This is a genomic window from Sanguibacter biliveldensis, assembly GCF_033798665.1.
Taxonomy (GTDB): Bacteria; Actinomycetota; Actinomycetes; order Actinomycetales; family Cellulomonadaceae; genus Sanguibacter; species Sanguibacter inulinus.
In genome coordinates this window covers 3,208,906-3,232,371 of the sequence record NZ_CP138359.1, presented here as the reverse complement: position 1 = coordinate 3,232,371, position 23,466 = coordinate 3,208,906, and the positions used below count along the sequence as shown (strand labels likewise).

The 23,466-nt window shown below is 71.1% G+C and carries 23 protein-coding genes; 15 read left to right on the top strand and 8 right to left on the bottom strand.

All coding sequences use genetic code 11. The annotated features are described in order from the left end of the window. Positions 1 to 43: 43 nt before the first annotated feature. A complete protein-coding gene (locus SANBI_RS14070) occupies positions 44 to 1,024 on the bottom strand; it encodes a TetR/AcrR family transcriptional regulator (protein WP_319156099.1) in 981 nt (326 codons plus the stop codon). Positions 1,025 to 1,142: 118 nt separating this feature from the next. Here SANBI_RS14070 and SANBI_RS14065 point away from each other — a divergent pair, with 118 nt between their 5' ends. Genes SANBI_RS14065 through SANBI_RS14055 form a run of 3 tightly spaced genes read left to right on the top strand, consistent with a single transcriptional unit; the run spans position 1,143 to position 3,831 of the window. Beyond that, positions 1,143 to 2,174, top strand: a complete 1,032-nt coding sequence (locus SANBI_RS14065) for an ABC transporter ATP-binding protein (RefSeq protein WP_319156097.1) — start codon at positions 1,143 to 1,145, stop codon at positions 2,172 to 2,174. Further along, a complete protein-coding gene (locus SANBI_RS14060; RefSeq protein ID WP_319156095.1) occupies positions 2,171 to 2,908 on the top strand; it encodes an ABC transporter permease in 738 nt (245 codons plus the stop codon). The genes SANBI_RS14065 and SANBI_RS14060 overlap by 4 nt, the downstream gene beginning before the upstream one ends. A 41-nt stretch (positions 2,909 to 2,949) precedes the next feature. Then, complete coding sequence (locus SANBI_RS14055) at positions 2,950 to 3,831, top strand: SURF1 family protein (protein WP_319156093.1); 882 nt, start codon at positions 2,950 to 2,952, stop codon at positions 3,829 to 3,831. 178 nt (positions 3,832 to 4,009) lie between these two features. Here SANBI_RS14055 and SANBI_RS14050 read toward each other — a convergent pair whose 3' ends face one another. From SANBI_RS14050 to SANBI_RS14040, 3 genes are all read right to left on the bottom strand, one after another. Then, on the bottom strand, positions 4,010 to 4,693 hold the full coding sequence (locus tag SANBI_RS14050; RefSeq protein WP_319156090.1) for a YceI family protein: 684 nt from the start codon (positions 4,691 to 4,693) through the stop codon (positions 4,010 to 4,012). Between the two features lie 225 nt (positions 4,694 to 4,918). Further along, positions 4,919 to 6,661 carry an ABC transporter ATP-binding protein gene (locus tag SANBI_RS14045; RefSeq protein ID WP_319156088.1) on the bottom strand — a complete coding sequence of 581 codons (1,743 nt, stop codon included), beginning with the start codon at positions 6,659 to 6,661 and terminating at the stop codon, positions 4,919 to 4,921. Next, the gene (locus SANBI_RS14040) at positions 6,658 to 8,511 is read right to left on the bottom strand and encodes an ABC transporter ATP-binding protein (protein ID WP_319156086.1); all 1,854 of its coding nucleotides are present in this window, start codon (positions 8,509 to 8,511) and stop codon (positions 6,658 to 6,660) included. The genes SANBI_RS14045 and SANBI_RS14040 overlap by 4 nt, the downstream gene beginning before the upstream one ends. Positions 8,512 to 8,565: 54 nt before the next feature. Here SANBI_RS14040 and SANBI_RS14035 point away from each other — a divergent pair, with 54 nt between their 5' ends. Both SANBI_RS14035 and SANBI_RS14030 read left to right on the top strand, forming a co-directional pair. Then, positions 8,566 to 8,976, top strand: coding sequence for a DUF3817 domain-containing protein (locus SANBI_RS14035; RefSeq protein ID WP_179912185.1), 411 nt, complete (start codon positions 8,566 to 8,568; stop codon positions 8,974 to 8,976). A gap of 26 nt (positions 8,977 to 9,002) precedes the next feature. Further along, positions 9,003 to 9,605: a hypothetical protein gene (locus tag SANBI_RS14030; RefSeq protein WP_319156082.1), complete on the top strand. Its 603-nt coding sequence runs from the start codon at positions 9,003 to 9,005 to the stop codon at positions 9,603 to 9,605. Here SANBI_RS14030 and SANBI_RS14025 read toward each other — a convergent pair. Together SANBI_RS14025 and SANBI_RS14020 are read right to left on the bottom strand one after the other, a co-directional pair. After that, positions 9,590 to 10,618 carry an SRPBCC family protein gene (locus SANBI_RS14025; RefSeq protein WP_319156080.1) on the bottom strand — a complete coding sequence of 343 codons (1,029 nt, stop codon included), beginning with the start codon at positions 10,616 to 10,618 and terminating at the stop codon, positions 9,590 to 9,592. The two genes, SANBI_RS14030 and SANBI_RS14025, sit on opposite strands and share 16 nt — an antisense overlap. After that, complete coding sequence (locus SANBI_RS14020; protein ID WP_056128885.1) at positions 10,615 to 10,860, bottom strand: hypothetical protein; 246 nt, start codon at positions 10,858 to 10,860, stop codon at positions 10,615 to 10,617. The genes SANBI_RS14025 and SANBI_RS14020 overlap by 4 nt, the downstream gene beginning before the upstream one ends. 95 nt (positions 10,861 to 10,955) lie before the next feature. On the opposite strand from SANBI_RS14020, the gene SANBI_RS14015 reads away from it, so the two are divergent. The 4 genes from SANBI_RS14015 (at position 10,956) to SANBI_RS14000 (ending at position 15,116) form a co-directional block, all read left to right on the top strand. Further along, positions 10,956 to 11,534 carry a TetR/AcrR family transcriptional regulator gene (locus tag SANBI_RS14015; RefSeq protein ID WP_319156077.1) on the top strand — a complete coding sequence of 193 codons (579 nt, stop codon included), beginning with the start codon at positions 10,956 to 10,958 and terminating at the stop codon, positions 11,532 to 11,534. Then, on the top strand, positions 11,531 to 12,292 hold the full coding sequence (locus SANBI_RS14010; protein WP_319156075.1) for a pyridoxine/pyridoxamine 5'-phosphate oxidase: 762 nt from the start codon (positions 11,531 to 11,533) through the stop codon (positions 12,290 to 12,292). The genes SANBI_RS14015 and SANBI_RS14010 overlap by 4 nt, the downstream gene beginning before the upstream one ends. Before the next feature lie 184 nt (positions 12,293 to 12,476). Further along, positions 12,477 to 14,057: a glutamine-hydrolyzing GMP synthase gene (gene guaA / locus SANBI_RS14005; RefSeq protein WP_056128894.1), complete on the top strand. Its 1,581-nt coding sequence runs from the start codon at positions 12,477 to 12,479 to the stop codon at positions 14,055 to 14,057. A 195-nt stretch (positions 14,058 to 14,252) separates the two neighbouring features. Next, positions 14,253 to 15,116 (top strand): hypothetical protein, encoded by an 864-nt coding sequence (locus tag SANBI_RS14000; protein ID WP_319156072.1) that lies wholly within the window; start codon positions 14,253 to 14,255, stop codon positions 15,114 to 15,116. Between the two features lie 242 nt (positions 15,117 to 15,358). Here SANBI_RS14000 and SANBI_RS13995 read toward each other — a convergent pair whose 3' ends face one another. Further along, positions 15,359 to 16,240 (bottom strand): hypothetical protein, encoded by an 882-nt coding sequence (locus SANBI_RS13995; RefSeq protein WP_319156070.1) that lies wholly within the window; start codon positions 16,238 to 16,240, stop codon positions 15,359 to 15,361. Beyond that, a complete protein-coding gene (locus SANBI_RS13990) occupies positions 16,237 to 17,916 on the bottom strand; it encodes a PspC domain-containing protein (RefSeq protein WP_319156068.1) in 1,680 nt (559 codons plus the stop codon). Before SANBI_RS13990 ends, SANBI_RS13995 begins: the two co-directional genes overlap by 4 nt. 190 nt (positions 17,917 to 18,106) lie before the next feature. On the opposite strand from SANBI_RS13990, the gene SANBI_RS13985 reads away from it, so the two are divergent. From SANBI_RS13985 to SANBI_RS13960, 6 genes are all read left to right on the top strand, one after another. After that, on the top strand, positions 18,107 to 19,711 hold the full coding sequence (locus SANBI_RS13985; RefSeq protein WP_319156066.1) for an ATP-binding protein: 1,605 nt from the start codon (positions 18,107 to 18,109) through the stop codon (positions 19,709 to 19,711). Continuing rightward, a complete protein-coding gene (locus tag SANBI_RS13980; protein ID WP_319156064.1) occupies positions 19,708 to 20,370 on the top strand; it encodes a response regulator transcription factor in 663 nt (220 codons plus the stop codon). The genes SANBI_RS13985 and SANBI_RS13980 overlap by 4 nt, the downstream gene beginning before the upstream one ends. A 340-nt stretch (positions 20,371 to 20,710) precedes the next feature. Then, a complete protein-coding gene (locus SANBI_RS13975; RefSeq protein WP_319156062.1) occupies positions 20,711 to 21,511 on the top strand; it encodes a sirohydrochlorin chelatase in 801 nt (266 codons plus the stop codon). Positions 21,512 to 21,698: 187 nt separating this feature from the next. Further along, positions 21,699 to 22,139, top strand: coding sequence for an alternative ribosome rescue aminoacyl-tRNA hydrolase ArfB (gene arfB, locus SANBI_RS13970; RefSeq protein ID WP_319156060.1), 441 nt, complete (start codon positions 21,699 to 21,701; stop codon positions 22,137 to 22,139). Positions 22,140 to 22,354: 215 nt separating this feature from the next. Beyond that, positions 22,355 to 22,702: a hypothetical protein gene (locus SANBI_RS13965; RefSeq protein ID WP_319156058.1), complete on the top strand. Its 348-nt coding sequence runs from the start codon at positions 22,355 to 22,357 to the stop codon at positions 22,700 to 22,702. Between the two features lie 136 nt (positions 22,703 to 22,838). After that, on the top strand, positions 22,839 to 23,399 hold the full coding sequence (locus SANBI_RS13960; RefSeq protein ID WP_319156056.1) for an adenylyl-sulfate kinase: 561 nt from the start codon (positions 22,839 to 22,841) through the stop codon (positions 23,397 to 23,399). Positions 23,400 to 23,466: the final 67 nt, after the last annotated feature.

The following is a 23,466-nucleotide window of genomic DNA, read 5'->3' as shown; positions in this document are numbered from 1 at the left end:
CGCGCACTAGGTCTTTGGTGTGAGATCGGGAGTTCGGTCCGTGCTAGCGGCTTTCGTCTGTGCCGTGAGTTCCGTCACCGGAGGTCCCGCCGGTGTTCTCGGTACCGGACCTTGGTCCCTGCACGGGCCACACCCCACGGACCAGGCGCAACCAGGTCTCGTCGTCGACACCCGCGACACCGAGCGCGTTGAGCATGCTCAGGTGGTGGGTGACCGCGCTCGCGACCAGCAGGCGCTCGCGGGCTGCCCTGCGCTCCTCAGGAGTGCCCGCAGGTCGGGGGGCTCCGGCCTCGTCGGCGAGCCGGCCCTCCTCGGCCAGCAGTGCGTCGACCGACTCGTCGAGCAGTCGGGCGTAGAGCGCGCCTGCCTCGGCCCGGTGCTCGGGGTTGCGCAGCCCGAAGGTCGCCAGCTCGGAGCTGAGCGTGAGGCGCGGGTCCGTCCGCGACTCGCGCAGCAGCGCAAGGTGCTCCTCGCTGCTCGGGGCCTGGGCGGGCATGTCGAGAGGACCGGGGTCGCCCGGCGCACGGTCGAGGTGCTCCCGGAAGATCCCGAGGAAGAGGTCGGACTTCGACGGGAAGCGGGAGTAGACGGCTCCCTTGGTGTAGCCGGCGGCTGCTGCGACGTCTTCGACCGACGTGGCCCCGTACCCACGGCTCGCGAAGAGGTCGACGGCTGCCGCGAGCAGGTCGGCCCGGGTGCGGTCGGACCGGTTCGAGCGTCGGGTGAACTTCGACGCGACGTTCTCGACGTTCGCGGCGGCTGAGCGCAAGGTCTGCGCGAGGTCGCCCTCGACGGCCCCGACGGCGTCAGAGGTCGCCGAGCGGAGCGCCTCGCCGAGGGCGGCCGTGGCCTCGGCGAGAGCCTGCGCGGCGAGGGCGACCGCTGGGTTCTGGCTGCCTGACCTCGAGGAGGAGTCGTCGGCGGGCGCCTTCTTCCCCGTGCCCTTGCCTGTGCGCCAGCCTGTGTCGCCGTCGGAGGGCGAGCGCTGGGACGTGCGCCTGCGCGGGGTCTCGTGGGATGCCATCTGATGAGTCTACAGAGAGATACCCAGCAGTACCCGACTCTGATACGGTCCGGTACATACGCATCGGTATTTCGGATACCGAAAGGTATTCGACCTGGATCCCCACGAGAGGACGATCATGACCGCTGTACCCGCACTCGACGTCGCCGACGTCACCAAGACCTTCGGAGGCAGGCGGCCCCTGCGCGCCAACGACGGCGTCAGCCTGACCGTGCCCGAGGGGGCCGTCGTCGGTCTGCTCGGCCACAACGGCGCAGGCAAGACCACCCTGGTGAACCAGGTGGCAGGGCTCCTGCTGCCCGACTCCGGCTCGCTCCGGGTGGTCGGCCACGACGTCGTCGCGCACCCCGAGCGCAGCCGCCGGGAGATCAGCGTCCAGGCTCAGGCGAACGTCCCCATCACCGGGCTCACCCCGCGCACGGCGATCGAGCTGGTCGGCCGGATCCGGGGCGGTTCGAGGCGCGACGTCGCCCGACGGACGGACGGTCTCATCGAGGCGCTCGACCTCGGTCAGTGGGCCTCGACCCCGGCGCACAAGGTCTCCGGGGGAGTCGCCAGGCTCACCGCCTTCGCGATGACGGCCGTCGTCCCCGGGCGTCTGGTGATCCTCGACGAACCCACCAACGACGTGGACCCCGTCCGGCGTCGTCTCCTGTGGACCCAGATCAAGGCGCTGGCCGACGACGGCGCCGGGGTCCTGCTCGTGACCCACAACGTGCGCGAGGCCGAGCACGCGGTCGACGACCTCGTCATCCTCGACCGGGGACGGGTGATCGCCCACGGGACCGTCGCCGAGCTGACCCACCCGTTGCGCTCCACGCTCCAGCTCGACGTCGACCTCCCGCCGGGGCGGACCGTGGCGTGGCCGCCGTGCGCGACCGAGACAGGCCACGACGGGCTGCGTGCCCGCGCGTCCGTGCCCGCGGCGCGCGCCGCAGAGGCCGTCGCCTGGGCGCAGGACGCCGTCGACCGCGGCGACCTCGACCGCTACTCCGTCACGCCGGCGTCGCTCGAAGACGTCTACGTCGAGCTCGTCGGCGCTGCCGGCGAGACCGGCTCACCCGGCGGGACCCACGCGGACGCCGCCGAGACCCACGCACCCGTCCCTGCCGGGCACGATGCCGACACCACCGAAGGAACCCTCCGATGACCACCGTCCTGCAGCAGTACGGTCTGCTCACCCAGTGGCAGCTCCGACGCCAGTCTGTCTACCTGCCGCTCCTCGTCGTCGTGCAGGGAGCCCTCGCCGTGGGGACCGTGCTCGGCTTCGGCATCCTCATGGGCGACCTCGAGGGTGACGCCGCGCTCTACCTCGCCACCGGGGCGCCGACCATCACGCTGATCGTCATCGGTCTGGTCATGGCGCCGCAGATGCTCGCCCAGGCCAAGACCGAGGGCAGCGCGCAGTGGCTCATGACGCTCCCGGTCCCGCGGCTGGTCTTCCTCGCGGCCGACCTCACCGTGTGGACCCTCGTGGCGCTGCCCGGCACCGTGCTCGCGGTCTTCGTCGGGGTGCTGCGCTACGACATCTCGCTCGACGTCTCGTGGTGGGTGCTGCCTGCGGCCCTGCTCGTCTCGCTCACGGCTGCGGCGATCGGCTACACGGTCGCAGCGCTGCTGCCGCCGTCGCTCGCGATGCTCTTCACCCAGCTCGTCGTCTTCGTCATCCTGCTCTTCTCGCCGGTCTCGGTGCCGGCCGAGCAGTTCCCGTCCTGGCTCGCGTCGGTCCACGCCGTGCTGCCGATCGAGCCGATGGCCCAGCTGGTCAGGGCTGGGCTGGCAGGGTCGACCTTCACGATCGAGACAGGTCCGCTGCTCGTGCTGGTCGCCTGGTGCGCCGGCTGCGTCGCGCTCGCCGGGGCAGCGCTGCGGCGCCGGGGGTAGCTGTGCTCAGCCCTCCCAGGGGCGCGAGGTAGCCTGGGCGCGTGCCGAACCCGTCCGACCCCCCTGTGCGACCCTCGATGGTCTCGGTCGCGCTGCGACCGCGGATGATCGGGCTGCTCCTCCTCTTCCTGCTCGCTGCCGCAGTCTGCGCACGCCTCGGCGTGTGGCAGCTGGACCGCGCGCACGAGCGCGGCGACCTCGCCGACAGGCAGGCCGCGGCCGAGGCGCAGAACCAGGGGCCAGAAGGGCTCGGGGCGCTCCTCGAGCCGCAGTCGACCTTCCCCGGCGACCTCGTGGGTCGCCAGGCGTGGGTCGAGGGTGAGTACGTACCCGGCACGCAGATGCTCGTCGAGGGTCGCGCGCACGACGGCGAGGCCGGGTTCTTGGTGCTCACCGCGATGCGGGTCTCCGAGGACGGGACCGGTGGCGCCTCGTGGGCGGACCTCTCCGGTGCTCCGGTCCTGCCCGTGGTGCGAGGCTGGGTCCCGGCGACCACCGACGGCACCGACCCCGAGGTCGACGCGTCGGTCCTCGCCGAGCCAGCCGGCACGGTCCGGCTCGCGGGGTACCTGCAGGCCTCCGAAGCCCTGGGGCAGGGGTCGTCGGTGCCCGGCCGGACCGACTCGATCAGCTCGGCCTCGCTCGCCAACGTCTGGGGCGGACCGATCTACTCCGGGTATCTCGTGGTGTCGTCCTCGCAGCCGTCCCAGGCCGATGCGATCGTCCTGCTGGACCGGCCCAGCATCGAGGGCGGCGACGGGCTGAACCTGCAGAACCTGTTCTACGCGCTGCAGTGGTGGATCTTCGGCGGCTTCGCCGTGCTGCTCTGGCTGCGGCTGGTCCGGGACGAGACCCGTGGCGAGGAGAAGAGCGCAGACGAAGACCCCTTCGGAGCGCTCGCCCGCGCCGAGTCAGAAGCCTGACGTAGCCAGCAGCCTGACGTCGGTGGACGCCTGACGCGGACGGAAGCCTGCCGCAGTCAGAAGACGCGTCCCACTGCGCACGACGGCCCGGGTCGACGCTGTGCGCCAGCCCGGGCCGTCGTCCTGCGGCTCATGACGTCGTGTGCTGCTACCTCGTGAGCCGTTGCTCCGGCACCTGCTACTTCGTGAGCTGCAGCAGCATCTCGACGGTCCCGCTGTCCTCGACCTTGACGAACCCGAGGTCGGGGGCGTCCACGCCGAAGTCGGAGAAGGTGACCGGGATGGTGCCCGAGACCTCGACGCCGTCGGCGGTGGTCTGCGCCTCGAGGGCGACCGTGACGCTCTTGGTGACGCCGGCGATCGTGAGGTCGCCGACAGCCTCGATCGACGCGACGCCCGAGCTCACTGCCGAGATGTCGACGGGCTCGGTCAGCGTGAAGGTCGAGGTGGGGTTCTCGGCGGTCTTGAGGATGTCCAGGAACTGGCTGTCGCGGTTGCTGTTGTCGGTCGCGACGGTGGTCATGGAGACGGTGATGTCGGCGGCGCTGAGCTCGGTGCCGTCGATGGTGAGGGTGCCGTCGACGTCCTCGGTGCGACCGACGACAGTGACGTCCTGACCGTTGAGGACCTCGTCCACGCGGTAGCCGGCCTGCGAGCCGTCGGCGATGGTCCAGGCTCCCGCGAGGTCGGCCGGGTCGGCGGTCTCGCCTGTCCCGGTGCTGGCCGAGGCCGTCGGGGTCGAGAGGCCGAGCTCTTCGGGGGCCTTGTCGTTCTCGATCTTGGCGTAGAGCGCGGTGCCGCCGACAACTGCGGCGACGACCACGACCAGAGCGATGACCGCGATGATGAGCTTCTTCTTCATGGGGGGAGTCCCGTCGTGAGGGGTGCGGCGGAAATGACTGACCCTTCAAGTAACCCAGACGACCCTGGGAAAGCCCTGAGGGCCGCCCCAGGATTCCCCGGGACGGCCCTCAGACCATGCTGCTCGTGCTCGTGCTCGTGCTCGTGCTCGTGCTCGTGCTCGTGCTCCTGCCGCGACTGCTCGCGGCTCTGACGAGCGAGCAGTGCTCGTCGTCCGCGCAGCCAGCTACGCCTGCTGCCAGCTGTGCCAGAGCCGTGCGTACTCGCCGTCGGCCGCGACGAGCTCGTCGTGCGGCCCGATCTCGGTGATGAGCCCGCCGTCGACCACGGCGACCCTGTCGGCGTCGTGCGCGGTGTGCAGGCGGTGGGCGATCGCGACGACGGTCCGGCCAGTGAGCACGGCGTTGAGCGAGCGCTCGAGGTGCCGGGCCGCCCGTGGGTCGAGCAGGCTGGTCGCCTCGTCGAGGATCAACGTGTGCGGGTCGAGCAGCACGAGCCGCGCGAGAGCGACCTGCTGCGCCTGCGCGGGGGTGAGCACGTGACCGCCCGAGCCGACCTCCGTCTCGAGCCCGAGGTCGAGGGCCTCGACCCACGACTTCGCGTCGACGGCGGCGAGCGCCTCGAGGAGCTTCGCGTCGTCCGCGCCGGCGTCGGCCAGCCGCAGGTTCTCGGCGAGGGTCCCGACGAACACGTGGTGCTCCTGGGTGACGAGCGCGACGTGGCTGCGCAGGTCTTCGAGCGGCAGCTCGACGAGCGGCACACCGCCGACCCGCACCGATCCTCCGGTGGGAGGGTGGATGCCGGCGAGCATGCGGCCGAGCGTCGACTTGCCGGCACCCGACGGGCCGACGACGGCGAGCCGCTCGCCGACGGCGAGGTCGAGGTCGATCCCGTGCAGCACGTTGTGCCCTGGCCTGTACGCGTACTCGACCCCTGTCGCGACGATGTGCTCGTCGGTCGGCACCCGCTCGCCCTGTTCACGGTCGCGCTCGACGAGCCCGACCCCGATGATGCGGGCGAGCGAGGCCGCCGCGACCTGGATCTCGTCGAGCCAGAAGATGAGCTCCCACACGGGGCCGACCAGCTGGGTCGAGTAGAGCACGACTGTGGTGACGGCACCGAGGGTGACGTGACCCTGCTCGAGCAGGTACGCGCCCCACAGGAGCACGGCGATCGGCCCGATGACGAAGGCGGCGTCCATGCCCGGGATGAGCACCGTGCGCAGGTTCAGGGTCTTCTTCTCGGCGGCGAAGGCCTCCTGGAGGTCCTTGCGGACCTTGTCGCGGCGACGCTGGCCGAGGCCGAGCGCGTCCACGGTCCGGGTGCCCTCGACCGACTCCGTGATGGTGCCGTTGAGGGTCGCGTACGCGGCCGACTCCCGCTGGTAGGCGGGCGTCGCGCGGGCGAGGTACCAGCGACCGATGAAGAAGATGATCGGGAAGCCGACGAGCATCGCGATCGCCACGAGCGGCGCCGTGACGAAGGCCGCGACGATCGTCAGGAGGATCGTCACGCTCGCCACGAGGATCCGCGGCACGCCGAAGCGGACGGAGTGCTGGATGCGGTCGACGTCGTTGGTCGTGCGACCGACGAGGTCACCCGTCCCGGAGCGCTCGACGGTCGAGAGCGGGAGCTCGGTGACCGTCGCGAGGAAGTCTTCGCGGAGGTCGGCGAACACCGTCTCGCCGAAGATCATCGCGTTGCGCTGGGCGAAGCGGATGACGATGCTCTGCGCGACGACGGCGACCACGAGGAACAGGACGGTGTTGTTGACGAAGGACTGTGTCGCGCCGTTCGTGACCTCGTCGACCAGCCGTCCGAGGAGCAGCGGGCCGACGAGGCCGACGAGGGCCGCGACGGTGTGCAGGCTGACGACCCCGGCGAGGGGGCCCTTGTTCTGGCGCAGCAGCATCGCGGTGTGCCGCCGGACTGTCGTGCCGTCGGCGATCGGGAGCGTCGTGCTGGTCATCGGGTCACCTCCTGGGTGGAGTCGTCGGTGGTCGTGCTGGTGGACGTGCTGTCGGCAGGCGAGGCCTCGCCGGACGTGGGCTCTTCGGCTGCGTGCTCCTCAGACGCGGGCTCTTCGGCCAGCGACCGGCCGACGACCGACCTGTAGTGGTCGTACTCGGGGCCGACGCCGTCGAGCAGCTCACGGTGCGAGCCGCGGACGATCACCTCGTCCTCGTGCAGGACGAGGATCTCGTCGACGTGGTCGAGCACGAGCGGGCTGGCGGTGACCACGAGGGTCGAGCGACCCGCCCGGGCGGCGACGAGCCGCTCGGCGATGCGCGCCTCGGTGTGCGCGTCGACGGCGCTCGTCGGCTCGACGAGCAGCAGGTACTCGGCCTCGGTGAGCAGGGCACGGGCCAGAGCGACACGCTGACGCTGCCCGCCGGAGAGCGAGCGGCCCTTCTCAGGGAGCTCGCCCGTGAGGCCACCCGGGGTGGACTCGAGGACGTCGTGGGCGTCGGCGACCGTGAGCGCCGCGTAGATCTCGTCGTCGGTCGCGCGGTCCCGCACGTCGAGCTCGTCGCGGAGCACACCGGAGAACAGGTGCGACGTGGCCTCGGCCACGACCACGCGGTCGCGGAGTGCCGTCTTGTCGACGTCGCGCAGCGGTACGTCGCCGAGGAGCACCGGGGTGCTGGCCTCGAGGTCGTCGTTGAAGCGGCCCATGCGGGTCGCGACCTTCGCGGAGTCGTCGGGGTCGGCGCTCACGAGGGCGACGATCCGCCCCGGCTCGAGCGTGACGCCTGTCGTGACGTCGTGCAGCGGCTCGGTCGTGGCGGGGGCCTCGTCGGTCGCTGTGCCAGCACCTGCAGCCGCCTCGACCTTGAGCACCGTGATGATCTTTCGGACCGACACGAAGGCCCGGGTGGTGATCTGCAGGGTCTGCGTGAGGTTCTGCATCGGCCACGTGAGGAAGGCCGCGTAGCCGTAGAAGGTCACGAGCTGACCCGCGGTGATCTCGCCCTCGATGGCCTTCGTGGCGCTGAGCCACAGCACGAGCGCGACGAACAGCCCGGGCAGCAGCACCTGGAGCGCGTCGAGGTAGGACTGCGTCGTGGCGACGCGGACCGCAGCCTGGCGGACCCGCTGGGACTGGGCGCGGTACCTGTCGGTGAAGGCGCCCTCGCCGCCGATCCCGCGCAGGATGCGCAGCCCGGAGACTGTGTCCGCACCGAGGGTGGTGAGCCGGCCCGAGGCCTCGCGCTGGGCAGCCTGGCGGGCCTGGAGCGGCTTGACCAGGAGCCCGAGGATCGCGGCGACAGCCGGCAGCCCGACGACCACGACCAGCCCCAGCTGGAGCGAGGTCGTGAGCATGAGCACGGCGACGACCGCGTACGCGACGACCGATCCGACGAAGCGCGCGAGGTTGAAGTAGAACTCGCCCACCCGGCCGGAGTCTGTCGCGACGGTCGAGACGACCTCACCCGTCGGGATGTCCTCGGTGACGGCGTCGCCGCTGCGGCTGATCTTGTCGCCCACGAGCTGCGAGACGGCGAAGGCTGCGCGGAGCCAGTTCTGCACGTCGTAGCGGTGCCCGATGCCGCCGGCGACCACCTGCACGACACCGGCGCCGAGCATGATCGCGGCCCATCCGAGCAGCGCCGTGCTCAAGCCCTGCTGCAACCCTTCGTCGAGGGCTCGCCCGAGGACGAAGGGTGTCACCGCCTGCGACAGGAAGGTGAGGATCCCGAGGAAGACCGACATGGAGAGCACGTCGATCTGGCGGCGGGACTGCCATGCGAGGAAGGCGCCGGGTGAGGTGAGCGGAGGTCGGCCGAGGTCGGTGAGGGGAAGGGAACGCACGGTCATTAACATTAGGGTCTGGCACCGACAGCGGGCCAGAGAATAACCGGAAGGTTTCAGATGACGTCCCCCTCAGACCCGACCGCTGCCTCGGCGGCACCCACCGAGGCAGCCGTCGCGGCACGCGAGAAGATCATCCGCGCTGCTCAGGGCGCCCTCAAGCGGTACCGCGTGATGGCCTACGTGACAGGCGTGATGCTGCTCGTGCTGGTGGTCGAGATGGCCATGAAATACGTGTTCAAGGTCGACGACGACATCATGCGGTACGTGACCTGGATCCCGTACGCGCACGGCTGGATCTACGTCGTGTACCTGGTGACCGTGGTCGACCTCTGGTCGAAGATGCGCTGGACCGTCGGGCGGCTCGTCGTCATGGTCCTGGGAGGCGTGGTACCGGTGATGTCCTTCCTCGTAGAGAAGCGGGTGCACGCCGACGCCGAGGCGCGGGTCGCCCAGGCCCGGACGGTCTGAGCGGACCGGCGGGAGCAGGGACGCAGGTGAGGGCTGACCGGCGCACGGCCCCGGGGGCCCGGGCTCCGCGCGCCGTCGCAGGGGTGCTGTGCGCAGCGGTCCTGGTGTGCGCCCTCCTCGGCGCAGGCCCTGCGGCAGCCGTCTCCCCGCCGGACCAGCTCGTCACGAGCCTCACGAGCCTCACGAGCCTTCCCGTGGCGGACGCCCAGACCGTCGACTACTCCTCCGGTCCCTACGCGGACAGGCTCTGCCCGACCACGCCCGCCTCGGGCGTCGCGTGCTCTCTCGGCCGGTCTCTCCTCGCGACGACCCAGGGCGCCGGCCACAGGGACCGTGCTGTCGAGGCTGACGCGACCTGCGAGCGGCAGGCCGGGCTGTGGGTCTGCTTCGACGTGCGGTCGTTCTTGGTCCAGCGTGGTGGGACGACCTACGGAGACACCTTCCTCAGCCCCGACGGGCAGCGAGACCTCGGGGCGGACCTCGTGGCTCACGAGTCGGAGCACGTGCGCCAGTGGCGACTCTTCGGCCCAGACTTCTCACTGATGTACCTGGCCGAGGGCGTCGACCCCTGCGGGAACTACTTCGAGCAGCAGGCTGGGCTGGCCGCTGGCGGCTACTCCTGCGGGTAGCTCGCGCTGTCCCGGTCTGCCGGGAGGTGCGGCTGGCGGAAGGCACGGCTGATCGCGTGGCCCGTCTGGGACGCGGCGAGCCAGAGCAGCGCCCGCTGGAGCGGCCGTAGCGGGGCGGCCACCACGGCCCGCCACCCTGTCGAGCGCACCCACGTCTGGACGACCGAGACCTGTGTCCCGCCGGCGGTCGGGGCGAGCGCGATCTCTACCACGACTGGTCGGCGCACCGCCGCGTCGGGGTAGGCGAACCGCCACCGGACCCGGGTCGGAGGAGTGACGTCGACCAGCTCAACCTGGCACCGGAGGCGGTCGGGTCGGACGCGCAGAGGCTTGCCCGAGGAGTCGGTGGTGCTCGTCCGGGCAGCCCAGGTGGTCTCCTCGCCGGGCCCGGCCGTCTCGACGGAGGCGATGCTCGGGTACCACTCCGGGACTCGCCCGGGGGCTGACACGAGCGCCCAGACCTCGTCGACCGAGGCGGGGACGAAGGTCTCGACCGCCCCCGTCGCGACACCGCGTGCCCGAGGTCGCGCCTGTCGGGGACGTGGTTCGGCCTCGACCCGGGCGAGCTCCGCGAGGACCTGCTGCGGTGTGGTCCCCAGGCGCTCGAGCAGGTCGGTGACCAGCCCGCTGGGCTCGGCGAGCAGCTCGCGCAGGACCGCGGCAGCGTCACCGGCGCGTCCCCGCCCGGCCGCGCGCCCGATGATGTCGCTCGCCCGCCGGGTCCACTCGTAGCCGCCGGTCTCGTGGGACACGATGCGTCCGGCGTCGGGCAGCCCAGTGCTGATACCGAGCGAGGCGAGCTGCTCGCTGTGGAGCGACTCGACGGCGGTGCGTGCGTCGGCGAGCGTGATGCCCGTCGAGCGCAGCGCGACACCGGCAGGCTGGTCGCTGACCACGAGGGCCAGCAGCAGGTGCTCGAGGTCGGCCTCCCGCAGGCCGAGCCTGGAGGCCTCCTCCATCGCGACGAGGGAGAGGGTCTGGCTCGTCGCAGCAGCGCGGCTGAGCTTGCTCATGCGTTCCTCCTGGGGACCGGGATCGTGGGGTCGATGCGCTTCGAGTACTTCTTGTGGACGGCCTGCCGGGAGACGCCGAGGGCGTCTGCGACGGCCTGCCAGCTCATCCCGGCGCGCAGGGCCGCCTCGACCTGGCGCAGCTCGAGCGAGTCGGCGAGGACGCGCAGCGACGCGACGGCTCGCAGACCTGCGCGGGGATCAGAGGTGTCAGCCGCTGTGGCGGCGACGTCGGGGGTCGGCATGTCGTCAACCTAAGTTGCTAGTGGGCAGGTTGTCAACCAAGGTTGCTTTCTGTCCCGCGCTGCATACCTGCGGGTAGGGCTGCTACGGTCCAGGCATGACCACGACCGCGCCAGCCGCCGACGTCCTCACGGCCCGCGAACGGCTCGTCCGTGCAGCCCAGGAGCTCTACGCGGAGCAAGGGGTCGACGCGACCACGCCGCGCCAGGTCCTCGAGCGCAGCGGCGTCGGGCAGGGCAGCCTCTACCACCACTTCCCGAGCAAGACGGACCTCGCGCGCACGGCTCTGGTCCGCACCACCGAGGAGTCCCTCGACACAGCCCGCGGGACGCTCGCCGGTGGCGGGAGCTCGAGCGGACGGCTGCGCGCGTACCTCGGGGCGCCGCGCGACGCGCTCGCAGGCTGCGCCGTGGGGCGCATGACCAGCGATCCCGTCGTCATGGCCGACCCGACGCTGCGTGCACCGCTCGAGGAGTACTTCACGGGTCTGCTCGACCTCGTGACGCTCGCCCTGTGGGAGCAGGGGTTCTCCGAGTCCGAGGCGCACGACCGCGCCATGTCCGTCGTCGCGACGGTCCAGGGCGGCTACGTCCTGGCCCGGGCGCTCGGCGACGACACAGCCCTCGAGCGCGCGCTGCGCGGAGCACGGACGCTCTGCGGTCTAGAGGAGTCATGACCGATCGTCCGGGTGATGCCGCGCCCACCTCTCCATCAGCCCTCACGTCTCCCGGAGGTCCCGTCGTGCCGACGCACCCCACCACCTCACCCGTCGCCCCCGGTGCTGTCCGTAAGCGCCTGCGTGGCCTCCCCAGCTTCGGGGCAGAGCTCCCGACCTTCGACGTCGCCTCCGCGCCCGCAGTCCCCGAGGCGCTGTTCCTCGAGTGGCTCGAGCACGCCGTCGAGGCCGGGGTGCTCGCCCCGCACGCCGTGACGGTCTCGACGGCCGCGGCCTCGGGGGAGGTCTCGGCCCGTGTCGTCATCCTCAAGGACGTGTCGGACGAGGGCTGGGTGTTCGCCGGGCAGGCGACGAGCCCCAAGGGCCGCGACCTCGACGAGAACCCGCGCGCTGCGCTGACCTTCTTCTGGCCTGCTGTCGGGCGGCAGGTCCGGGTGGTCGGTGACGTCGTGCGTCGTCCCGCCGACGAGGCCGCCGCCGACTTCCTCGCGCGTCCGCCCGCGGCCCGCGCCGCGTACCTCGCGGGGGAGCAGAGCGCTGCGATGGCCCCGTCCGACGACCTCGCCGAGGCGCTCGCCGCCGCTGAGGTCGAGGCGGCTGCGCACCCTGACGACGCGTCGCCCGGGTGGACGCTGTGGTCGGTGCGGCCCGCATCCGTCGAGTTCTGGCAGGCGGACCACAGCAGGGCTCACGTGCGGCTGAGGTACAGGCCGAGCGACGTCGCGGGGGAGTGGTCGACCGACAGGCTGTGGCCCTGAGTGGCGGTGCCAGGCACCGGCTCGCCTGCGGTGGGGTCTGCACTCGCGGAGGTACTCAGGTCTGAGCACCCAGGTCTGAGCCAGGCGTGCACGCAGCTCCAGCCCGGTCTGAGTGCTGGCCTGGTCAGTGCTGTACCGCGGACGGTGACCCCAGCCGGACTGCGGGACGACTATCCTGGTTCGCGTGACGCACACCCCCACCTCTCTGCCCCGCCCGGTCCTGGTCGTCGACTTCGGTGCGCAGTACGCGCAGCTGATCGCCCGCCGCGTCCGTGAGGCCAAGGTCTACTCCGAGATCGTCCCGCACACCGCGACGGTCGAGCAGATGCTCGCCAAGGACCCCGCGGCGATCATCCTCTCGGGCGGGCCCTCGTCGGTCTACGCCCACGGCGCGCCCTTCGTGGACCCCGCGCTGTTCGAGGCCGGGGTCCCGGTCTTCGGCATCTGCTACGGCTTCCAGGCGATGGCCAAGGCCCTCGGCGGCGAGGTCGCCCAGACGGGTGTGTCCGAGTACGGCGGCACGGCTGTCGACGTGTGCCAGGCCGGCGCGCTGCTGCACGGCTCGCCCGAGCAGCAGACCACCTGGATGAGCCACGGCGACGCCGTCCACTCGGCGCCCGAGGGCTTCGAGGTCCTCGCGACCTCGGCCGGCTCGCCCGTCGCCGCCTTCGAGAACACCGAGCGCCGTCTGTACGGCGTGCAGTGGCACCCTGAGGTCAAGCACTCCCCGCTGGGCCAGCAGGCCCTCGAGAACTTCCTCTACGTCGGCGCCGGCCTCGAGCCGACCTGGACTCCGGCTAACGTCATCGACGACCAGGTCGCGATCATCCGCGAGCAGGTCGGTGACGCGCGCGTCATCTGCGGGCTCTCCGGTGGTGTCGACTCCTCGGTCGCCGCGGCGCTCGTGCAGAAGGCCGTCGGGTCGCAGCTCACCTGCGTGTTCGTCGACCACGGGCTGCTCCGCGAGGGCGAGGCCGAGCAGGTCGAGGTCGACTTCGTCGAGTCCACCGGTGTCCAGCTCAAGGTCGTCGACGCACGCGAGCGGTTCCTCACGGCGCTCGCCGGCGTGAGCGACCCCGAGACCAAGCGCAAGATCATCGGCCGCGAGTTCATCAGGGTCTTCGAGGACGCTGCGCGCGAGGTCGTCGAGGAGGCTGGCGAGTCCGGCTCCGAGGTCAAGTTCCTCGTGCAGGGCACGCTCTACCCTGACGTCGTCGAGTCCGGCGGCGGCGAGGGTGCGGCCAACATCAAGAGCCACCACAACGTGGGAGGGCTGCCCGACGACCTGCAGTTCTCGCTCGTCGAGCCGCTGCGCACCCTGTTCAAGGACGAGGTCCGCGCCGTGGGCCTCGAGCTCGGTGTGCCCGAGGTCATCGTCTGGCGCCAGCCCTTCCCGGGACCTGGTCTGGGCATCCGCATCGTCGGTGACGTCACCGCCGAGCGCCTCGAGATCCTCCGTGCGGCCGACGCGATCGCCCGTGAAGAGCTCAGCAAGGCCGGTCTCGACCGCGAGATCTGGCAGTGCCCCGTCGTGCTGCTCGCCGACGTCCGCTCTGTCGGTGTGCAGGGCGACGGCCGCACCTACGGTCACCCGATCGTGCTGCGCCCCGTGTCGTCCGAGGACGCCATGACGGCCGACTGGACACGCCTGCCCTACGACGTCCTGTCGATCATCTCGACCCGCATCACGAACGAGGTGCGCGAGGTCAACCGCGTGGTCCTCGACGTCACCTCGAAGCCGCCGGGCACCATCGAGTGGGAGTGACGCTCAGGCTGTAGCCGAGAGCGTCGGACGGGCGGTGACGGGACATCCCGTCACCGCCCGTCGTGCGTCTGGGGGTCGGGCGGCTGCGTCACGCGCCGCCCCCGGGCGGGCCGACGTCCCTGCGTGGGGGCCCGACCTTCGTTACGGTGATCCCAGCAGTGCAGTCTTGCAGGGCCAATCTTGAGGGAGATTCTGATGTCGAGCACAGTCACGATCAGGCAGAGTCGAGGGGTCGGGGTCGTCGGTCTCATCAGCATCATCGCTGGTGTCCTGATGATCGTCGCCGGGGGAGTCACGTGGTGGGCGGTCGCCGACAAGCTGTCGCAGGAGGGGATCGTGGTGTCCGAGGACGCGTCGTTCCTCGCCGGCAAGAAGGTCAACGACCCGTTCTCGGCCTTCGCGCAGGCTGAGGTCATCAACAAGCACGCTCTCGAGATGTCCGACGGGCAGACCTACGCGCAGCTCGAGCAGGACGACCCGCGCCGCGAGACGGTGATGAACGCGTCGTTCCTGCGGGCCTCGCTGTTCACGTCTGTGGTGTCCTTCGGCATCGCGGCGCTCGTCGCGGGCCTCGGTGTGCTGTTCATCCTCGTCGGCTGGGCGCTGCGCAGGGTGGCTGGCGGTCCGCCCGTCGTCGTCGAGACGTCGAGCGGCAGCCGGACCGTGGGCTCGCACCAGGCGTCCTCGGACGAGGTGCAGACGCGACGCTCCACCCGCGACAAGAACGACAAGCACGAGAAGGACGCCGCGACCACCGTCGTCCCCGAGACGACGAGCCCGGCGACCGCTGCTCCCGTCACGACGACGTCCACGACGGCTACCCAGGAGCCGGTGCGCGTCAGCCGCTCCGACCGCGCGGCGACGCCGTCGCCCGCCCCTGCCGGGGAGCGGCCCACCACGGGGACGACCCCGGTCGTCACCTCCGGCGAGACCGGGACGGCCGGACCGGCCAAGGACGACAGGCTCGGCGGCTGGGCGTCGCCCGCCGACCGGGTGACACCGCCTGCCGACCGGACAGCTCCGGGCGAGCCGACGGACGGGACGAACGACAAGGCGTGACGTCGGCCGGCGGGGCTGAGCTCAGACGACACGTCTGAGGTCCGCTGAGCAGAGAAGAGGCGGGACCCTGAGGGGCCCCGCCTCTTCTCTGTGACGGCGCCTCTGACGTGCGTCCATGACGGGCGTCTGTGACGAGTCTCTGTGACGGCTCTCTGCGACGTGCGTCTGTGACGGGTCCGTCCGCGTGGCGCCGTGCCGTGCCCCGTCCTGCTCGTCCGGGCCCGGACGGTCCGGTGCTCGTCTCAGGTCCTGCGGATGCCCGCGACGACCGAGCCGACGAGCAGCGCGCCGCCCATGACGCTGAGCACGATGATCAGGGCGAGCTCGACGTCGAAGTCGACCCCGATCCCTCGCGCGACGATGCCGGCACCGATCGCGGCGAGCAAGATGCCCCAGACGACGGTTCCCATGCGGGCCCCGCGACGTCGAGGTGCGTCGTGGACCGGGCTGGCGATGCTCGGGGCTGTGGCTGAGCCTGTGGCTGCGGCGGGCGCTGGGGCTGGGGCGGGAGTCGCGTCCTGGTCGGGGACGGGCGGGTACGACACTGTCGGGGCAGCCGAGGTCTGCTCCACTGCGCGTGGGGCACCACTTCTGTCGTGGTCTCTGTACCCAGAACCGTCTGCCTCGACCCTCGTCTTCTCTCGGACCTGTCGGATGTCTCCGGTCTCCCGGGTCCCTCCGGCCTCCTCGGTCTCCTTGGTCTCCCAGGTCTCTCCAGACTCGCGGATGTCTCCGGTCTCTCCAGTCTCTCCGGGCTCTGCGGTCTCGCGGACGTCTCGGGTCTCGATCCGAGCCGTGCTGCTGGCTCCGAGACGCTCGGTGACGGCGACGCCGTCGAGCTTGATGGTCTCCGCAGTCTCAGAGCCCGGGGACTGCGCGGCGCTGACAGCTATGTGCTCGGTGACAGCCTCGCCAGGTGCAGGTGCAGGTGCAGGTGCAGGCGTGGTCTCGGCCTCAGGCGCAGCCTCACCCTCAGCCTCCGTGCTCTCCGGTGACTGCCCAGTGACGCCGGAAGCTGTGGCCGCCGTGTCGTCATGCGCAGCGTGATCGGGCTGGATGCTTGCGGCACCTGCGGTGTCGGCGTCCCGTTCGGGGCCGTCCTCGGTCGGGTACGGGGTGGTCATGAGGTCTCCTCGATCGTGATCTTGCCTGCGCCTGCGGCGACGGTGACGTGGATGCGGGCGGTCTCGCCGTCGCGCACTGCCTGGTTCTCGAAGCTGGTCGACCGTCCCACGCCGGACTCGGTCGACCAGTCGTCGTCGAGGCGCCACTCGATGCTGCCTGCGCCGACGTCGACCTGCGCGGAGACGGGAGTGTCTGCCGGGACGAGGACGGTGAGGTCCCCGGCACCCACGTGGACGGGGACCTCGACGGTCTCGCCACGTGGCAGGTCGATGCCTGTGAGGTCGACCGTCGTCGACCCGAGCCCGACGGCAAACCCGTCGGTGGCGACCTCGCTCGAGGTCGGGCGGTAGGTGCTGTCACCCATGAAGGTCGTCGACCCGGCGTCGAAGCCGGCACCCAGGCCGGAGCCGACGCCCTGGAGCGCGACGAGGGGGCTCGCGAGGACGATGGCCACGATCGCGAAGAACCCGAGGGTCCCGGACCGGCGTCCACGCAGACCGGCGACAGCGATGCCTACCCCTGCCAGGACCGCGAGCACCCCGAAGGTGGTGACTCCGACGTTCCCGTCGAAGGACTCCGAGCGGTCCGCGACGAGCAGACCCGCGAAGGCCAGGAGGGCGAGGCCGGCGACCAGGCCGACTGTCGCGCGACCAGGGCCGCTGACCTTCTTCTCGGTCTTGTGCTCCGAGGACCACCCGATGACTGTGGGCGCCGCAGGCGCCGCAGGAGCCGTAGGAGCTGTGGGGGCTGTGGGAGACGGAGCGGGTGCGGCAGGCCGACCCCAGGGAGCCGTGGCCCCGGCGGGCGGTCCGTAGGACCCTGGGAGAGGCCCGGAGGAGCTACGAGGCGGCGGCGCGGCGGCGCCCGTCGGACGCTTGTCCAGGCTGGGTCCGGTGTAGGTGGTCGTGCTCGATCCCGGTCCGGCAGTCGTGGCGTCGGTCGCACCCGGCCAGGACGGGCCCGTGGCTGACCCGGGCGATCCCGCTGAACCGGGAGCTGCGCCAGGGTAGGGCGGAGCGGCAGGTGATCCGTACCCCGGCGTGCCGGGGGACGACCACGGGGTGCCGGTACCACTGGCACCAGCAGCAGCCCCGTCGCGACGGCGCCGCCGCGCGGTGACGAAGACCGAGACGACGAAGGCCACCAGGGCGATGCCGAAGAGGTCGTCGAGCCAGCCGAAGCCCCAGGGCCCCCACCAGCCGAAGCGGCCCGGGTCCCAGCTGAGGCCGACGACCAGCAGCAGCCCGGCTCCGGCGATCGCCGCGTCGAAGCGACCGCGGATCGTCTCCTCGAGGTGGATGCGCCCGTCCGACTGCTCGGGCAGCAGCGCCCAGGCGAGTGCGTAGAGGACGAGGCCCGCGCCGGAGATGAGGGCGAGCACCCCGAAGGCGGCCCGGACCAGCAGGGCGTCGATGCCGAGCCTCAGCGCGAGACCTGACGCGACACCACCGATCCAGCGGTCGGGCGTGCGCACCAGCCCGGTGCGACGGACCGAGGCGAAGAAGCTCGCGACGTGGTCGGTCGAGCCGGGCGTCGGCTCGGGACCGGAGGTCGGGGCCGGACCACCGGTGCCCGGGCCGGGGGTGGGCGTCGGGCCTCCGGGGCCTGGCGCCGGCGGTCCAGCCGGCGAACCTGGTGCCTGGGGCCCCTGGTCTGAAGGGTCTGATGTGCTCATGCCTCGATCCTGGCCCGCCGAGCGCCCCGCCGACCATCGGGTGTGTCCCTGATCCGACCCTGATCCTCGTCGGGGCCGGTCAGGGGATCGTGGCCTCCAGGTCGTCCACAGCCCTGATCTTTCCCCCTGTCCTCCCCTCTAGAGTGGTCGCGAGGCGCCGGTCGGCGGCGCACCGTGCCACGATCAGAGGGTGACCCCCACCGTGACCGATCCCGGACCCGAGACGTCGACGAGCGCTCCCGCGCCGCCTGCCGACCAGACCGGCGTGCCGCCCAGGACGGCCCCGCGGCTCCCGCTGCGCAGACCGCGCGGGGGCCGGATCCTCGGCGGGGTGTGCCTCGGTGTCGCCGCGCACCTCGACGTGCCCGTCAAGACCGTCCGCATCCTCATGCTGCTGCTCAGCCTTGTCGGGGGAGCGGGGATCTTCGCCTACGTGTTCCTCTGGACGACGGTCCCGGTGGGTGACCCCGCCCGGGCCGCCGCAGACCTGCGCGACCCGGCACTGGCGCGTCTCGCTCCTCGCCCTGACCAGGCTCCGGGCCTCGACGCAGCGAGCCCGATGAGCCGGTTGCTCAGCCGCCTCCCCGTCCGCGACATCCTCGTGGGGTCCCTGCTCCTCGCCGGCGCGAGCGCCCTCGTCGCGAGCCGGTTCGGCGTGACGATCGAGTGGTCGTGGGTGCTGCCCGTCGTCATCGCCCTCGGCGGCACCGGTCTGGCGTGGAGCCAGCTCGACGCCAGCCAGCGTGGCGACCTGCTGAGCCGTGCCGGCGGTCGGACGCCCAACGGTGTCCTGCGGCTGGTGGGAGGACTCGTCCTGGCGCTCGTCGGCGTGCTGGCCCTGGTCAGCCAGGACATGCCGTCGAGCGCGATGCTCCCTGCCGTCGTCGCTGCGCTCGCGGTCCTCGCCGGAGCCGCCCTGGTCCTCGCGCCCTGGTGGTTGCGACTCCTGCGTGAGCTCGGCGAGGAGCGTGCGGCACGTGAGCGGGCCAACGAGCGTGCCGACATCGCCGCCCACCTGCACGACTCCGTCCTGCAGACGCTCGCACTCATCCAGCGCAGCGCCGACAGGCCCGGTGAGGTCACCCGGCTCGCCCGCAACCAGGAGCGCGAGCTCCGAGAGTGGTTGTACGACGACAGACCGGCGGAGGGCACATCTCTCGGCGCCGACCTCCGGGGTCTCGTCGCCGACGTCGAGAACCGCATGAGCGAGCGGCTGGGGGGCGACGAGGCCGTGTCGGTCGACGTCGTGGTGGTCGGCGACTGCCCGCCCAACGACGCGACCAGGGCACTGCTCCAGGCTGCACGCGAGGCGACCGTCAACGCTGTCGTGCACGGACGCCCGCCAGTCTCCGTCTATCTCGAGGTGAGCGAGGCTGCGGCCGAGGTGTTCATCCGGGACCGCGGGGAGGGGTTTGATGTCGAGGCGATCCCGCACGACAGGTTCGGGGTGCGGGAGTCGATCCTCGGGCGGGTGCAGAGGCGCGGCGGCCAGGCGAGCGTGCGCTCGGGGCCTGGTGGGGGCACGGAGGTCCGGCTGAAGGTGCCGCTCGTCGAGCACAGTGCCGAGGCCTCGCACCCGGCGGCTGCCCAGCCTCCGCCTCAGGCGGCGACCCCTGGATCGCGTCCGGACGCGACCCCTGTGTCGCGCCAGGCTGGAGGTCCGGCGTCCCGTCCGGCGGCGGGCTCAGCATCGCCTCCGGCTGGAGCCCCACCGTTGCCCCCGGCGACCTACCCGGCCGTAGACCCGTCAGCCTCCTTGTCAGCCCCCTCGACCTCGCAGGAGACCAGCACATGAGCGCCGACCACCCGACCCGAGCCGTCCTCGTCGACGATCACGACATGTTCCGTGCGGGTGTGCGTGCCAGCCTCGACGCCCACGTCGAGGTCGTCGGTGAGGCGGCGGACGTCGATGCGGCCGTGGCGGTGATCCGGGCGACCATGCCGACAGTCGTGCTGCTGGACGTCCACCTGCCCGGTGGTGGGGGTGGGGGCGGCGCCGAGGTCATCACACGCTGCGCGGACCTGCTCGCCGGGACCCGCTTCCTCGCGCTGTCTGTCTCGGACGCCGCAGAAGACGTGGTTGCCGTCATCCGTGCCGGGGCGCGGGGTTACGTGACGAAGGCCATCTCCGGACCGGAGCTGAGCGACGCCATCGACAGGGTCTCCGGAGGGGACGCCGTCTTCTCACCACGCCTCGCGGGCTTCGTCCTCGACTCCTTCGGGACGCAGGCAGCCGACGTCGCTGTCGCTGACGACGAGCTCGACAGGCTGTCGGCCCGTGAGCAGGAGGTCATGCGCCTGATCGCCCGCGGGTACTCCTACCGTGAGGTCGCGAGCGAGCTGTTCATCTCCATCAAGACTGTCGAGACCCATGTCTCGGCAGTGCTGCGCAAGCTGCAGCTGTCGTCGCGGCACGAGCTGACCCGGTGGGCTGCAGCGCGGCGGCTGCTCTGACCGGTGCGGGGGCTGTCGTGCCTGCTGCTCTGGGTGCGTTGGGGGGGCTGCGGCGCGTCTGCTGCCTGACTGGTCCGGTCTTCGCGCGACGTCTGGCCTGCTTGGCCCGGCCGCCGCGCGACGGTTGCTCTGACCGGTCCGGCGGGGGTTCGCACCGGCGACCCTGAAGTTCCCGTGGTGCCGTTGGGCTGCCGTCGGCCTCCGTGACGGCATGGACCAAGAGTGTGGGAGGCATGCTCGACGGTCCCGCGTCGCAGGTCCCGCTCCCGACGGCGAGACCGCCGGGTCCGGGTGGCTCCGCAAGGTGCGCGACGGGGGCCACGTCGTGCACGATGGTCCGATGACGCGTGCCACCCCACCTGAAGACCTCGACGGACCCGACCTCGCCGACGGACTCCCGGTGGACCCTGACGACGCGCGACCCGTCCTCGTCGCCTGCTCGCACGGGACCGACGACCCCTATGGTCGGGCGGTCATCGCACACCTCGTGGGGCAGGTCCGGACGCTGCTCCCCGACGTTGACGTGCTCGAGACCTACGTCGACGTCCAGTACCCGCAGGTCGACGAGGTCGTCGCGTCGATCTCCCCGTCACGACCGGTGGTCATCGTTCCGCTCCTGCTGTCCGGAGGGTTCCACGTCACCGTCGACATCCGTCAGGCTGTCGAGGCGCGGGTCGCCGCGGGCTCACCGACCATCTCCGCCGGTGCCCTCGGCCCAGACCCTCGGCTCGCGACGATCCTCGTCGACAGGCTCGACGAGGCAGGTGCGCTGGCAGGGGACTCGGTGGTGGTCGCAGCTGCGGGGTCGAGCGTCGCGGCCGCGACCCTTGACGTGGACGCCGTCGCGGCCGACGTCGCCGCGGCCTGGGACGGTCCGGTGACTGTCGGTTACTGCTCGGCGGCTGCGCCTCGCGTCGACGTCGCCGCTGACCTCGCTCGGGCGTCTCTGGGGGGACCGGAGCATGGTCGTGTGGTCCTCGCCTCGTACCTGCTCGCCCCGGGGTTCTTCCAGCGTCGGCTCGCGAAGGCTGGAGCGGAGATCGTCGCCGAGCCCATCGGGGCGCACCCTCTCGTCGCGCAGATCGTCGTCGATCGTTACGAGGCCGCTCTCGAGACGCTGCGGAGCCGGTTGGCGGTCTGAGGTCGAGCTCGCGGACGCGTACGCACGTCGCGGGTGAGTGGCTGAGAGGTCGAGCCTGTGGACGGGCGCGGGTCACAGGTGAGTGGCTGAGACGTCGAGACGTTGACGAGCAGGTGATCTGACGCTCTCTCCCCTGGACGTTGTATCGCCTTGCGTCAGCCCGGGGTGGTGCGGGCATGCTTGGGGCATGGATACCCCCGTCCGCGTCACCGACGCACTGAGCATCCCCGCGAGCGAGCTCTCGTGGCGGTTCTCGCGGTCTTCGGGACCCGGCGGTCAGGGAGTCAACACCGCAGACAGCCGTGTCGAGCTCCTGTGGGAGCCCGCGACCTCTGCCGCGGTCGAGGCGTTGCCGCAGGCGCTGCAGGAACGGCTCATGACGCGGCTGCGGGGTTCCCTGGTGAACGGGGCCCTCGTCATCGTCTCGTCCGAGAACCGTGCTCAGCTGAGAAATCGGGCAACTGCACGAGATCGCCTGGCTCAGACCGTGCGCGAGGCCCTCGCGCCTCCGCCGCGGTCGCGTCGGGCGACCAGACCCACGCGTGGATCCGTCGAGCGCAGACTGACCGCGAAGAAGAACCGTGGCTCGATCAAGGCGGGCCGGTCTTCACGTGGGCAAGCGGACTGATCCATCACGAGGGTGTGCGGACTGATCCGTCACGAGGGTGTGCGGACGGATCCGCCACGTGGTTTCAGGGGATGCATGGAAATCCGCACGGACACATCGCGTGGTCAGGCTCGTCGCGTCCCAGTCGCACTCTGATCCACCGCGTGGTCGCGGATCGTCGTCACATGACCACTACGAGAGGTGATTTTCTGACGACGAGTCATTAAGATCTGAGCATGGACTTCCTCTACAACCTCCTTCTCGTCCTCCACCTCGTGGGATGGGCCATCGTGCTCGGTGGGTACATCGCCACGATCCGCCAGCCAGGGGTCTATCGCGGGACGTTCCACGGTGCTGCGACGGCGCTCGTCACCGGCGTCCTCATGGTCGGTCTGGCGGAGTCGGTCGACTCGCTCGGCAAAGACCCGTCGATGGTCAAGATCGGGATCAAGCTCGTCATCGCACTGGTCGTCACCGTGCTCGCACTCGTCGCGAAGAAGAGAGGCGACGCCGTATCCCCTGCGGTCAAGCACGCGATCGGCGGACTGACGCTGGTCAACGTCGTGATCGCTGTCTTCGTCTGAGGCGTTCCGGCTGGTCCTCGCTCTCGGAGTCGAGGCGGGGCGCTCCCCGAGGGAGGAGCGAGCGTTCTCTGCGTCACCGCAGCCAGCCACAAAAACTCTCGCGAGCCCTGGGGCTCGAGGGCTAGCGTCGTGCGCGATGACCACGATCCAGATCCTCCTGCTCGGCGGTGCTTCAGGTACAGGCAAGACGACTGTCGGATGGGAGCTCTCCGCGATCCTCGAGCAGCGCTGCGTGGCTCACTGCGTGATCGACGGCGACACCCTCGGGCACATCTTCCCGGCGCCGCCCGGAGACCCTTCACGATCGAGGATCGTCGAGAGGAACCTTGCGAGTGTGTGGTCTGGGTTTGCCGAGGTCGGTCAGACGCGGCTGATCTACACCAACACCGTGAGTGTTCTCGAAGAAGAGATGATCCGGCGGGCAGTCCGCGCATCGTCTGCCGGAGGTGTGGTGTCGTCCGAGGTTGAGATCGAGGTCGAGTTCACCAGCGTGGTCCTCGTCGCTGGTGCCAGGACCGTCGCTCAGCGTCTTGCGCGGCGCGAGACGGGTGATCGGGTGGACCTGCACATCGATCGCAGCCTCCGTGCCGCGATGCTGCTGCAGCAGCGCGCGTCGGAGTCGGTCGTCGTGATCTCCACCGACGGTCGCGCAGTCGAAGACGTCGCTCTCGAGGTGCTCGACGCGACGGGCTGGTGATGACCACGGGCCGGCTGGCACGGCTCCCGACGGGGAGCGCGCCCCTGGAACCCGCGGAGCAAGAGTC

Coding starts and splice junctions, on each gene's coding strand:
- SANBI_RS14010 (WP_319156075.1), top strand. CDS start 11,531: ATGACCGATCGTCCGGGTGATGCCGCGCCCACCTCTCCATCAGCCCTC.
- SANBI_RS14020 (WP_056128885.1), bottom strand. CDS start 10,860: ATGCCGACCCCCGACGTCGCCGCCACAGCGGCTGACACCTCTGATCCC.
- SANBI_RS13995 (WP_319156070.1), bottom strand. CDS start 16,240: ATGACCACCCCGTACCCGACCGAGGACGGCCCCGAACGGGACGCCGAC.
- SANBI_RS14035 (WP_179912185.1), top strand. CDS start 8,566: ATGACGTCCCCCTCAGACCCGACCGCTGCCTCGGCGGCACCCACCGAG.
- SANBI_RS14045 (WP_319156088.1), bottom strand. CDS start 6,661: ATGACCAGCACGACGCTCCCGATCGCCGACGGCACGACAGTCCGGCGG.
- SANBI_RS14050 (WP_319156090.1), bottom strand. CDS start 4,693: ATGAAGAAGAAGCTCATCATCGCGGTCATCGCTCTGGTCGTGGTCGTC.
- SANBI_RS13975 (WP_319156062.1), top strand. CDS start 20,711: ATGACGCGTGCCACCCCACCTGAAGACCTCGACGGACCCGACCTCGCC.
- SANBI_RS14000 (WP_319156072.1), top strand. CDS start 14,253: ATGTCGAGCACAGTCACGATCAGGCAGAGTCGAGGGGTCGGGGTCGTC.
- SANBI_RS14060 (WP_319156095.1), top strand. CDS start 2,171: ATGACCACCGTCCTGCAGCAGTACGGTCTGCTCACCCAGTGGCAGCTC.
- SANBI_RS13980 (WP_319156064.1), top strand. CDS start 19,708: ATGAGCGCCGACCACCCGACCCGAGCCGTCCTCGTCGACGATCACGAC.
- SANBI_RS13965 (WP_319156058.1), top strand. CDS start 22,355: ATGGACTTCCTCTACAACCTCCTTCTCGTCCTCCACCTCGTGGGATGG.
- SANBI_RS13990 (WP_319156068.1), bottom strand. CDS start 17,916: ATGAGCACATCAGACCCTTCAGACCAGGGGCCCCAGGCACCAGGTTCG.
- SANBI_RS14070 (WP_319156099.1), bottom strand. CDS start 1,024: ATGGCATCCCACGAGACCCCGCGCAGGCGCACGTCCCAGCGCTCGCCC.
- SANBI_RS14065 (WP_319156097.1), top strand. CDS start 1,143: ATGACCGCTGTACCCGCACTCGACGTCGCCGACGTCACCAAGACCTTC.
- SANBI_RS14015 (WP_319156077.1), top strand. CDS start 10,956: ATGACCACGACCGCGCCAGCCGCCGACGTCCTCACGGCCCGCGAACGG.
- arfB (WP_319156060.1), top strand. CDS start 21,699: ATGGATACCCCCGTCCGCGTCACCGACGCACTGAGCATCCCCGCGAGC.
- SANBI_RS14025 (WP_319156080.1), bottom strand. CDS start 10,618: ATGAGCAAGCTCAGCCGCGCTGCTGCGACGAGCCAGACCCTCTCCCTC.
- SANBI_RS13960 (WP_319156056.1), top strand. CDS start 22,839: ATGACCACGATCCAGATCCTCCTGCTCGGCGGTGCTTCAGGTACAGGC.
- SANBI_RS14040 (WP_319156086.1), bottom strand. CDS start 8,511: ATGACCGTGCGTTCCCTTCCCCTCACCGACCTCGGCCGACCTCCGCTC.